A 12,682-nucleotide genomic window follows, 5' to 3' on the forward strand; every position below is an offset into this window, starting at 1 on the left:
AAGTGAGAGTTTATGCCGATACTTTCTGTCTGTAATTTAATAAAAAAGTATAACAAAAAGCCCGTCACTAATGACGTGTCTTTTGAAGTAAATGCCGGCGAGGTTGTTGGACTGTTAGGCCCTAATGGCGCGGGGAAAACAACAGCTTTTTACCTCACCGTAGGCTTGATTCGTCCTGATTCTGGGAAGATCATTTTTAAAAATACGGATGTTACTAAACGAACTATGGATTACCGAGCTAGATTAGGGATTGGCTACCTAGCTCAAGAACCCACGGTATTTAAAGAACTGACAGTCAAAGAAAATCTCGTTTGCATTTTAGAAATCATCTATAAAGCAAGAAAACAACAATCGCATCTTTTAGAAGCACTGATAGATGATTTGCAATTAGCTTCTTGTATCAATAAAAAAGCAGGGACACTATCCGGAGGGGAACGGAGAAGATTAGAAATTGCTTGTGTATTAGCTTTAAATCCTAGTGTTCTTCTGCTTGACGAGCCATTTGCAAATGTGGATCCCCTTGTTATTCAAAACGTAAAATACCTAATTAAAATTCTTTCGGGTCGCGGTATTGGTATTCTTATTACAGATCACAATGCTAAAGAACTGCTTTCGATAGCAGATCGTTGTTATCTCATTATTGATGGGAAGATCTTTTTCGAAGGTTCTTCCTCACAAATGATCGCCAACCCTATGGTAAAGCAGCATTATCTCGGGGATTCTTTTTCTTTCTAGTCTAGAAAATCATCTTCTGCGAGAACTTCTTTTGCGATAGCTTTGATAGTAGTTAACCCTTCGGGGAATCCTATATCACACAGCAAAGTATTTACATATTCTAGTTCTGTACGCAGCTGATCATTAATGAACTCTAAACGAGCTAATTCTTGTTGAATATGCGGCGTGGTCATAATCCCCTTCCTTCACTTTCTTGCTTTCACAAGAAAATAAGGAGCGAGAATCATGCCAAACACCACTGATTTATCAAAAATCTTATACTTTTATAAGAAAACTCCTTAACCCATTAAGCTTCTAGCTAAACTCAAATACATTTGGTTTAATACCTGCAGAGAAGTCGCAACAACAGTCCATTCCTGCTGCATAGATGTGAGATGCATCTGTAGTTCTAATTGATAGTTCTGTCCCATATCAGCATAAGATTGCTGATCAGCTTGTATCATTGCCTGTAGTGGGAACATTCCTCCATTAATGGCATTACCTGATAAACCTGATACCAAAGCATCCTCTAAGATCTCTAATCGCGCTTGCCACTGATCTTCACCACCTCTAACAATGAATGTTCCGGGAACAGAACCGTTTTCTATACTTAAAGGAGCTAAGTAGTTTTGTAAAAGCACTAGAGATCCTGATACGGCATTTAGATTGTCCTTATAATTATTTAATGAATCTATTATGCGCGAACGTTGCTCTTCGGTAATTTTAGAATCTTCTGTTACCTTTTTTATCTGTTCTGCAAGCACTACTTCTGCTTGTTGAGTACTTTTAAGATACGATGCAGCTTTTTGTCGCTCCGTTTCTAATTTTGCTCGAGCACTATCTGCTGTTCCAGGAAATTCATCCTTACCTTTTTGTCCTACAGCCGGCTGTTGCCCTACATAACTGGCAAAATTAAAATATGTAGCAGCATTAATATATTCTGAAATGGCATCAATCATGGCATTTCCGACAGAAGAACCTAAATTACTGTAATATAGCTGAGAGTAAATGCTATTTAAGAAATCTACTTCTTTAGGCATGTAGCGATCGATCAATACAGAAGCTACAGCTGAAGGCAATGCCATGGCCTGTAATTCATTGGCTCGAGATAATAACTCTTCTTTATACAATTCTGCTTTTAAATCTTGGCAATCTTGCAGCTGCTCCCGACTCGTATCTATTAAAGCACCAAGCTGTATTGTTTCAACTTCAGCCAATCCTTTAAATTGAAAATACGTTCTAGCAGTGCTTTCTGCTTGCTGATTTGCCCTACTTGTGACATTTTTTAACAAACCAACAGTCCCGCGGTTTAAAAGAACAGGATTAATTGTTGTTTTACCAGAATTATTGCTATAAATTGTGTATTGTTCGTTTCCGTTTAGGGTAAACACAAATTGACCATTTTGGGTAACAATACCAGTCATTGTATTTTGAATAGTAGAAGCTATACTTAGTAACGATCCGGTTAATTCTTTTGCTTCCTCTTTTATCACATTCCCAACCTCGGCCATAGTCGAGAGAGGTTTATTAGCTAGCACTGTGGAAGCAATAAAATACGCCCAGACAGCACCGACATAGTTGCCTCCAGCAAAAGAAGGTACCGTAGTCAACGCCTGGTTAACTAACTGTTGTTGTTTAACTGTCAAATCATTAAATCTAGAATTAATTGCCCGAATAGCTTGTACTGCGCCAGAAAGCGCGGCACTACTAATTTCCACGGTCACGTTTCCCAAGTCGATAGGAGCAAACACTCCAATGAATGAAGAAACTAAACTAGATATCTGATTAAAAACAGCTTCTTGGTGACGGTTTACAAAAACAGCTGCTTCGTGAATAACATTAAAAGACTCAATCGCAGCCACCTGATCTTTATAAAGACTGGAAATTCGTGCACATAAATCAATTTTATCATTTCTTGATAGAGCAGACGTATTGATGGTGTCTGATAACTGATCCCCAAGTTGGTCTATAAGATTAAACAGATCTGCACTATAAGATTGTACAGAGTTTCCTAGCTTGTTTAATTCCCCTTCTAGCTCTAGAAAAATACTGTATTCTTCTTCAGTTAACTTGGATTTCACAACCGCAAGCACAAGTTGTAATCCCCTAACACGACTATCGCCAAATACTTGGGATAACAAAGAAGCATCTTCGTATTTGTTTGACAGCATATTTATATAATCAGCTTTTTTCCCCCCGGTAAAAATAGTCGCTCTTTGAACTGTAGAGCAAATCTCTTGAGGAAGAGCGTATAAAGATGTAAAGTCCTTATCTGTTAGATTCATCCCTGCGGCAACCAAACGATTTACTTCAGATTGAATTGCTTGAAGAGCAGTAACATCAGAGTTTTGACTGCCTGCCGCTTGAACAATCGTGTTAACAACCTCTTGAATACCCTGCAGCAAACGATTAGCCCACTGTTGTTTAACAGAGTTATAGAAAGGATCTGCTGTATTAGGACCTGCACTATCTCCTACAGCAGATGTAGTCGCGACTACTGCTATTGGAGAATGTGTGTCAGATAGGGGTTTATGATGAACAGCCACGGTATGGCTCTTCTTGCTTATCACTCTGTCTTCTATTTCAGATTTACGAAGCTTTTCTACTAATAGTCGGTATTTTTTGTCAGATTGTTGATCTAAAATACGTATCAACTGCTGCAAAATAAGACGCTCAGCTTCAGTTTTTTTGTACTGAAAAAGATTCTCCAATAACTCATTTCGTTTTTGTACAGACACAGAACAAAGTGTTATTGGTAATTTTTTATAATTTTCTGAAACAGAATAACTATTGATGATATCCATACAGAGAACAGTCTTGTTAACTTTTATTTTTAATAAAATTAACATGAAAACTATTTTTATAATTAATCAAAAACTAATAGTTTTTCTTAAAGACAAAAAGAACAACATTATAAGAAAAATAAAAATTTTTAGTTAAAAAGCAGGATAGAAAAAAACTTCATAAAATAAGAAAATAAAATAAAAAATTAAAAGCAATTTCTATGTCTTCTTTTTACATACAAAATAGGCCTAAAACAGTTTCCGGTGACGGTTTATTTACTATTAAATTAGATCATAAGTTTTCTAATTTTGACCCTAAAACGCAGCCGGCTATAGACATAGAAGCCCTAAATTCTGGGTTGTATGTTTTAAAACGTTTAGCATCTGTTATAGAAGCTGGAAACATCCAAACTTCTATGTTATTAAATCCTAATAACACAATATTCCCCCCGCCACCAGCAGCTCCTAAATCTCCCAAAAGAAGCAGCCCTGCAGCAGATCCGAAAACAACCCAAACTATTCCCAATATTCAGGAAAAAACAGCTGTGGCTTTAGTTCCTCTAGTTCTTGATGGTTTAACAACCTTCATGGATTCAACCCCAGATGTTAAATTAGGACAAATTGCTTCCGTGATTCTTGCTGTAACTTTGGTTAATTCTCTCAAGAATAAACCCTCTCTTACTGCTCAAGAACAGACAAGATTATTTAGCAACTGCTACCAACCATCTAAGCAAAATATTCTTGATCAAATCAAAAAAGAACAAGCTACTGAAATTAAAAAGGGTCAGGATAAATTATCAGAAAAACTTCAGTCTGCTGGAGCTACTGAAGAAGTTATTAAACAAGCTCTTAGCCAATATGAAGACACCTTTGTATCCGACTTTTTTGATGCTCATGTGAAAGAACAGTTCATGACTTATCGATCACTTATCGGGGGAGAAATTTCCAAAATGGCGACAGAGATGAAAACTCTCGAAGCAAAAATCCCCGATCCAACGAAAGACAACGTTCAAAGTGTCAATGGCCAAACGATGTTGCAAGCTGTGTTTAACGGCCTCACAGATGCTGTGAACAAAGTTCCAGCACTGGGAGGAGAGCAGGATGTTTTTCAAACATTATTAGCTCTAAGCAATCTTCTGACTCAAACCACATTTGATACTGAAGCTTTAAAAAAGATTTACGATGCTACAGACCTACCCAGCCAAGCCTCTCTAGATTTATATTTGAAATCTCGAGACGCCGCTATATACCGAGAAGGAGTTACCAGTGCGTATCAGACTGCTGTACAAAATCTAACCTCGGTTCGCTTTTCTATAGAAAATGAAAAACAGACCCTAGAAAATCAACTCTCAGCATTTCAGCAAGCAGTAAGCTGTTTTACAGAATGGGTCAATGGATCTAAAAACATAAAAGACGGTAACACATATACTTCTGTGCTTGTAACGTCAGCAATGGAAGCTGTTGCGGGATTAACCTGTTTATCTCAAATGCTGGGGAACCTTACTCAAGAAGAACAGACTATAGTCAAAAAATATGTCCCCAACTACCTCCAACTTGCTATAGGAAACGGCACCACATTAACTAGATTCATTGCAGAAATGAGTTCTTTTCAAGAAATTGCAGAATATACTCTAAATAACGCTATCACTACCACTGCCGCTGTAACACAATTCCTAGCAGGCAAAGGAGGCGCTATTGCCACTTTTCCCCTTTTCTCTGAGGTCGGTCAAACAATAGGGACAATTGCCTATGCTTTGAGTAATTATATTAAAACAGAAAACGGGCTACAGATCCCTAATTTTGATACTTTTGTAAAAAATGAGTTAAAAGTTGCGAATATCGATGGTAATTTCGTCAATCAAGCCACTTCAGTATTAACAAATTTCACAACAGAAGCAAATCAACATATTCAAAAACTCCAGCAACAAATAGATGCTTTAGATAAAAAATACAGCGAATATAATCCGGCAAATGCTAGTTTTACTAACGATCGCAAAAAAGCTGTTGAAAGTTGGTTAAATTCTGAAAGCCTCGGATCTGCGTTTATTTATCTAATATTAAACTCACAGCTGCCCAAGCAATCAGCCTTCCTAAATCCTTTAATCGAAGAAATTAACTTTAATAACCTTGCTGCAAACGCTATTAATGATCTTTTAAAAATCACCAATCACTTTTCAACGACCTCTGTATATTACAACTTCTCCTCCTATCTTATTCAAAGTAAAGAAGGCACAGATCTATTCTGCGGTGATTATTTTGAAACCTACCTTGCCCTATCCAGAGAAAAAGAATACATAGCGCGTGATGCAGACCGTTGTAGACGCGCCCAAGCCATGGTAGAAGCTTTATTAAAGAAAATAGAAGCTTTGCCTGGAGCAAGCTCGTCTCAAAGATCTGAGATGCTCAATGCAACTTCTAACTATAAGTATGCCCTCACAATTACATTTAACCAGCTGAATCTTTTAAACTCTCTGTTGTCTAACCTGAACATTCAGGAACAAAAGAACAACGACGGCAAATACAAAAGCACCGTATTTAAAATCACTGGTCCAACAGATTGGATTCCAACTCTGGCTTCTTTGGAAGGTTTTATTTCCAATGGATTTCCTAACATAACTCCTACTGGAGGGCTAGGGCCTCTATTTACTCAGATTCAATCTGACCAACAGGACTATACCACGCAAGGACAAACCCAACAGTTAAACCTGCAAAATCAGATGACTAACGTACAACAAGAATGGACATTGGTATCGACATCAATGCAGGTGCTTAACCAAATTCTCTCGAGACTTATTGGAGAAATTTACCCTAATTAGATAACTAGTTGAAATGGGGAGCCTAAAGGTTCCTCCATTTCTTCCCCCTTTCTTCTGTTATATCCCAAACAACCGCACAATATATTTTTGCTTCTTAACTTCAATCGTATGCTCTATTTCAGAGTCGATGCATACGGTCCGTTACTCTTGGCGATACACTTTCGTATAGCAAATTGAGATGCCCAATATCTAAATCTGAGCATAAAAAAACCCGCTCTGAGAAACACAGAACGGGCTTTTTGGAAAACAAATTTTCCTGAAAGTTTCTATTTTTACTGTAGGTATCCAGAATATAGCGATGCAATGTTCACTAATACCTGCTGGATAAACAGAGGCTGTTTTTCAAACGCTGCTTCTTTTGCTTCAGCCAGTCTTTTAGATCCTCGAGCAAATTCATCCTCAAGTTTGCTAATAAATTTCTGCGTAGAGTCATTAGAAATCTGTACGTAAGGATAACCTGACTGCGGAGCTTTTGTAACCGCAGAGGTTAGTTTCTGCTTGATTTCTTCCTCATTCGCCTGAGGATTATTTTGTAATACGCCTAATAAAGTTTGTAGCACACCTACTGAAGAGTAAACATCTCCGAGGGTATTGCTATTACCTGCTATAATTCTTGCAAAGCGTTGAGCTGCTGTATCATTATCACGAGGTCGTATTTCCGTTCTTGAAACTGTCCGTGTTAATGCGGGAGTAGCCGTACGATCTAAAACTTCTCGGTTAGCCGCACTACTTTGTGAATAGATATCGCTCAGAGATTGATAAGCTCCATAACCCGCGGAAAGAGAGTCCGCATAAGATTTAGAAGTTGAAGATGAGAATCCTGTTTTGTAAAGCTGCTTTACAGCTGCCCCACCTTGATTTGCTGAAGCAATTGGGGCTCCCGTAGAAATTGAAGCTGCCGTTGTTATTGCGCCTAGGGCATTGGTAGCTCCTTCTTGTCCATTTGCTCCCTGAAGGGCTTCCTGTAAAGCTTGTTGTATTTCTTGTAGCTGAGCAGCAGATTCTGCATCCGCAGAATCTACCTGCGTCGATAGATCAACCACCTGATTCAAGACTTCTTCCAACGATGCTGAAATATCAGAGTTTGTATGGAAGCCGTCAATCATATTTCTGAAACCCTGCATGATTATCGCTGCTGTTTCGTTATCAACATCTGCAAGCAACATAGATATTCTTGTTTCTCCTAAGGTAGGACCACGATTCTGAGAAGTTCCTACACTACCAGGGGCTCCGGGTCCACCGATAGGCACATCACTGCCACCACTGGGTTTAACTAAGAGAATATCAGCAGCAGCTTTCTTCTGCTCCTCCAGCGCCTGCTTAAGTATCGGAGAATCTGGAGCTTGCTTAAGAGCTTCTGCTAACAAATTTCCAGCATTTTCAATTGTCTTTTTAGCAGCCTCTATATTTGCAGGACTATTATTCGCATTAGCTTGACCAACAGCTGCGGTACTGTTTTTCCCCGCACTATAGCCATTCATTATAACGTTAGCTAAGTCCATTACTTCTGTCGTGGACGTATTCATTTTAGATTCTAAATCATCAATTACAGGATAACTAACCCCAGCTTTCTTCAACTCTTCAATAAGAGCGGCTGCGGTTGCTTTATTGGTCTCTGCTTGTCCTGCGGCACCTGTAATTTGATCTATGGACGAAGTAGTTTTTATAGCATCTAAAAGCTTCTGGTTTTCTTCATAAAGACTACCCAATTGATTAAGCTTATTAAGAGTATCTTTATTGTTATCGAGCGCTGTTTTCCATGCACCTGCTGTAGCTTTTTGTTCCTCAGTAGCCCCATCAGCAGCGGCCAGTCTCTCCATATCAGCAACAGCTTCTTGCAGCTTCTGTAAACCTGCCTTATATTGCTCATAAGTTGTCGCGTTTTGTAGCTCGGTTTTAGCTTCCTCTGCTTGCGCCTTAGCCTCATCAAAAGTCAGGACTTTTTCTGGGGTGCTCTGAGTCTTGGATGCCTCCGTAGTCTTTCCAGAAAACAAATTAGAAATTTTCTCACCCAAATTCGACAGGGCATTTTTAGCTGAGGCTAAAAAACTTAAGCGACCCAAGGTTTTTACCGAAGGTTGAGACGATGCAGATTCTCCCTCCGCTCCGGCTATTTTTCCAGCTTCTGAGCTACGATTTGCCGCGCTAGCCTCCATACCTAGAGTAGACATGTCTGCTGGGGCTATGTTTTTTGATTCGTCTATAGGACCGACAGGATTAACCATAACAAAAAAACCGACAAAAACTTTTATTTAATTATAAAAAATAAAAAAAAAGCTCACATCTTTTAATTAGACGTGAGCTTTTTTAAAGATTTTATTAAAAACGAATTAAAATGCGGAAATTAACCCGAGATCGAACTTCCTGTAAGTAAAGTCACTACCCAGGCGATCATCCGCAGGTTTAGAGTAAGCCCCATAGGCTCTGAAAGATAGGGAATCTGTAATTCCGTACATAAAGAGGTAAGAAGCACCCTTATAGTTCGTAAAACCATTAGCTTCTTTAGGATCGTAGTTTCCTGCGATCGCTTGAGCAAACCAGTATTTCAGCTGATTTCCTCTACCGATACCAGAAACATCGATTTCAGGAACAGCTAAGGCCTCTACGTATTCATAACGCACTGTTGCCGACCAATCTCCAGCTTTTCTTAGTCTACCTAAAGTTCCTCCCACAAACCAAGCCTTGTTATGCTTTTCATTTAGGGTTGTCGGTGTGGCTTTTGCCAGAGAATTTAGTAAATAAGCGCCGTAGACATACAAAGGTTTTTTCTTTCCGTGGAACCAGGGTAATTCGGAATATTTTCCAACCAACCATTGCCATACACAATATTTATACTTCAGAGTTGTAGAAACAGGTCCTACAGCTGTTTTTGATGGAGATGGAGCTTCTGTAGGAGAGAAGGAGTTCCAGTCAATAACGCTGCATTTTACAGAGAAGTTCCCGGGAAGCTTATTAACAATACCTTCAACAACCCAGGCATAATGTTTTTTCGCCATATTTACTACGAAAGGTCCCCCATGGATAATCACATTATATGGGAAGCGTTCGCAAAGACGTCGGGTTGCATAAAGATGGATACCATCAAAATTACTATTAAACTGAACCTCTGATTCAAAAATGCTGCCCAAAGAAGAACGGCCTATTTCTGCGAAGATATTCGTACGGGTCTCAGGATTTTCGTAGAAACGATATCCCAAGAATGCTCTATCGATATCCATACCGGCTGCAGAGGATTCTCCTCCAGCAATTGCAGCCCAGCTCATTTCCGATGTTAACCAAGTTTTATCGGCATTGTAATCTACATAGAGATTGAATTCGCTACGATAACGGTTTACTGGTAAGGGTTTATACTTATCTGTCTGAGCTGGGGGTGTTTTTATATCTTCTCTAGCATGGATCCACTTAGCACGCACATCTCCTGCTAATCTTAAAACTCCACCACGTTTTCTTGTTTCTACGAAACCGCGAGTATTTAAATACGCCTTCAAATCATCTAAATTAATAAACGTTTGAGAATCATGAGTTCTCTGCGAACCAGAAGGTGTACTTGCAAACCCCTGAGACATAGTTGTCGTTAGGGTTATGCCTACCAACCATCGATAAATATACTTTTTCATAGTTTCCTTGGTGTCGTTTTACTTATTCAACATGAGAAGATCGAAGAAGAGAGGTGATTTGGACAACCTTAACGAAACAATTGCTAGTGAGAAAGTAAGAAACAACTCGCTAATTCTGACTATCTTGTACTACGGATGAATTATGCAAAAAGCCTCGGCGTCCTTTCCAGTACTGTAAAGATGTTAGGTTTACAAGATCTTCTACTCGAAGCAGTTTTGCAAAACCGAACAAAAAAGCCAAGAAAATGACGCTTTCGGAAAAAAAAGCTGTGCTTTGTGCTACAAAAGACGACAAAGACCAGGGTAGGGGGGTGTAAGGATCAAGGAAAATTACATATGTAGTATGTGTAAGAATATTAATCCCTAGAGTAACTAGAGAGGCTAAACATGTCACCCCAACAACCTTCACAGATCGTTTAAATGTAATCCACATTAGCCCCGAATATGTTGGATGTTTTTTTGCAGCATATTTCCAAAGAAAGGCTAATTGCAGCCAAGAAGCAAGAGACGTAGCATAGGCTAGCCCTGAAACATGTTTGATTAGCCAACAACCAAAAACTACATTGAGCATCATATTTGCTATAGCAGCAAAAATTCCTATAATCAGAGGAATGGTGTAATGACGACGAGCGTAAAATAGTACGGAAATCAAAGGGATAAGAGCCATAGGTATAATACTACCGCTGTACCCACGTAAAACCTCTACAATAGCATGTACGGCGCTGCGGGGGAACAACCCGTGCTCGTACAATACGCGAACTCCTGGAAGAGCAAGAAGAAGTAAACCTGCGGTCATAATGACCATTACGGAAACGGTCAGGTTTAAAGAGAACTTCATGAGTTTATAACCTTCTTCATTATTATCTTCCTGAACACAACGAGAAATTGCCGGCAGAAGAACAGTAAAAACTCCGAGACCAAACAAATGGACCGGTAGTTGCTGAATGCGTATGGAATACATTAAATACAATGGGCCGACTTCATGTATGTAACGCGCTAAACACATATCGCTCAGAAGATTAATTTGGAACACGCCCATGGAGAGTAGGCCTAAGGATAGTGGAGCAAGCAAAGCTTTTAAGCCATCGTGTTCTTTAGGTGGAGTTGTTGCTGTTCCTAAAAATTTCCTCACTCCGGGCACAGTGACCAGCCACTCTAAAATAAATCCCACAACAAGAATAACCGATAATCCTACAATTCTATGTCGTGGGTCATAATTTCTAGCTAGAAACACTGTAAGAATCCAAAGGATATTGACAACAGCAGGCGCCAAACCCACGCTGAGAAATCTTTTCTCACAATGCAGCAAAGTGGAATTCACTGTATACATCATAAGAAATATTCCTGAAGGCAAGAGAATCATAGTTAGCAGCAATGCGTCAGCAACATTCCCTTGAACACAATACAGCCATATTCCAAGAGCTATTTCGATTACGAACGTGAATGCACAAGCATTAAAGAAAAAAAACCTAGAAAAACGCCTGAAAAAAAATGCGGCACGACTTGTATCCTGGGCTCTGAGAAATTCAAAATGAGGAATGAAAGCCAGCCCTAAAATAGGTCCTCCGAGAATTTTTCTTAAAAAGAAAATTATTCTAAACGCCAACCAAAAAGCAGCGACCAAAGAATCGGCCCCAAAATAAGCTGCCATAACAATTTCGCGCAGCATTCCTGTTACACGACTAAAAAAGGTTCCTGACAACAAATTAAAAAGTGAGCTGGCTATAGATGATCCCTGGCCGTCTTTTTTATTCATTAAAATGTCTTACTCCCTTAATACTTAATTTATCCATACCAGATAGAGATTTTCGGAGCATTAAAATGCAGATATATCCGCCTCCCCAAGAACCTTTATTAGGCGCCCACACATCCACCTCAGGGGGTCTGCAAAATGCCATCTACGAAGGTCAAGAAATCGGGGCTTCTACTATTCAAATGTTTACCGCCAATCAAAGACAATGGCGTAGACGTCCTCTTACCGACACCATGGTAAATTCTTTTAAACAAGCTCTTGAAGAAACCTCTTTATCTTATATTATGAGCCATGCTGGCTACTTAATTAATCCTGGGGCACCTAACCCAGAAATCCTAGAAAAAAGTCGTATTTGCATACAGCAAGAGATTCAAGATTGTATATCTTTAGGAATCTCTTTTGTTAATTTCCATCCTGGTGCAGCTGTCAATGACACAAAGGAAGCTTGTTTAGATAGAATTGTTTCAAGTTTTTCTTTGGTTGAGCCTTTATTTGAAGACTCCCCTCCTCTTGTTGTCCTTTTTGAAACTACCGCGGGTCAAGGAACCCTTGTCGGAAGTAATTTTGAAGAACTTGGCTATCTAATAGACAAACTTAAGCATAAAATCCCTGTAGGAGTTTGCATAGATACATGTCATATCTTTGCTGCTGGTTATGATATTACCTCTCCAGACTCTTGGAAGCAAGTGCTCAGAAATTTTGATGATCACGTTGGCTTATCATATTTAAGAGCTTTTCACCTTAACGACTCTATGTTTCCCCTAGGACAACACAAGGATCGCCATGCGCCTATCGGAGAGGGAGATATAGGGATTGAAAGTTTTAAATTTCTTATGACCGATAAAGCCACGCGGATGATCCCTAAGTACCTAGAGACTCCTGGAGGCCCAGACTTATGGGCAAAAGAAATCAGTCTATTGCAAAGTTTTCAAAAGTAAGTGAAAGAAAAAAATTAGAAGCGCCAGCTAAAGGTAGGCGGCGCCTCTCTTTTTGGAAGAA

At 39.3% G+C, this 12,682-nt stretch carries 8 protein-coding genes; 3 read left to right on the top strand and 5 right to left on the bottom strand.

The window, feature by feature from the left end; genetic code table 11:
* Positions 1–12 precede the first annotated feature (12 nt).
* A complete protein-coding gene (gene lptB, locus CF_RS04975; RefSeq protein WP_011458532.1) occupies positions 13–735 on the top strand; it encodes an LPS export ABC transporter ATP-binding protein in 723 nt (240 codons plus the stop codon).
* Here lptB and CF_RS05285 read toward each other — a convergent pair.
* Both CF_RS05285 and CF_RS04980 read right to left on the bottom strand, forming a co-directional pair.
* A complete protein-coding gene (locus CF_RS05285; protein ID WP_011458533.1) occupies positions 732–908 on the bottom strand; it encodes a hypothetical protein in 177 nt (58 codons plus the stop codon). The two genes, lptB and CF_RS05285, sit on opposite strands and share 4 nt — an antisense overlap.
* A gap of 105 nt (positions 909–1,013) precedes the next feature.
* The gene (locus tag CF_RS04980; RefSeq protein WP_173023631.1) at positions 1,014–3,518 is read right to left on the bottom strand and encodes a CT620/CT621 family type III secretion system effector; all 2,505 of its coding nucleotides are present in this window, start codon (positions 3,516–3,518) and stop codon (positions 1,014–1,016) included.
* Between the two features lie 200 nt (positions 3,519–3,718).
* Here CF_RS04980 and CF_RS04985 point away from each other — a divergent pair, with 200 nt between their 5' ends.
* The gene (locus tag CF_RS04985) at positions 3,719–6,313 is read left to right on the top strand and encodes a CT620/CT621 family type III secretion system effector (protein WP_011458535.1); all 2,595 of its coding nucleotides are present in this window, start codon (positions 3,719–3,721) and stop codon (positions 6,311–6,313) included.
* A 272-nt stretch (positions 6,314–6,585) separates the two neighbouring features.
* Here CF_RS04985 and CF_RS04990 read toward each other — a convergent pair whose 3' ends face one another.
* The 3 genes from CF_RS04990 to CF_RS05000 form a co-directional block, all read right to left on the bottom strand.
* Positions 6,586–8,538 carry a hypothetical protein gene (locus CF_RS04990; RefSeq protein ID WP_011458536.1) on the bottom strand — a complete coding sequence of 651 codons (1,953 nt, stop codon included), beginning with the start codon at positions 8,536–8,538 and terminating at the stop codon, positions 6,586–6,588.
* 105 nt (positions 8,539–8,643) lie between these two features.
* Positions 8,644–9,930 (bottom strand): hypothetical protein, encoded by a 1,287-nt coding sequence (locus CF_RS04995; RefSeq protein WP_011458537.1) that lies wholly within the window; start codon positions 9,928–9,930, stop codon positions 8,644–8,646.
* Positions 9,931–10,039: 109 nt separating this feature from the next.
* Positions 10,040–11,686 (bottom strand): lipid II flippase MurJ, encoded by a 1,647-nt coding sequence (locus tag CF_RS05000; protein WP_011458538.1) that lies wholly within the window; start codon positions 11,684–11,686, stop codon positions 10,040–10,042.
* Between the two features lie 65 nt (positions 11,687–11,751).
* On the opposite strand from CF_RS05000, the gene CF_RS05005 reads away from it, so the two are divergent.
* Positions 11,752–12,621, top strand: a complete 870-nt coding sequence (locus CF_RS05005; RefSeq protein ID WP_041468043.1) for a deoxyribonuclease IV — start codon at positions 11,752–11,754, stop codon at positions 12,619–12,621.
* Positions 12,622–12,682 lie beyond the last annotated feature (61 nt).

Source organism: Chlamydia felis Fe/C-56, from assembly GCF_000009945.1.
Taxonomy (GTDB): domain Bacteria; phylum Chlamydiota; class Chlamydiia; order Chlamydiales; family Chlamydiaceae; genus Chlamydia; species Chlamydia felis.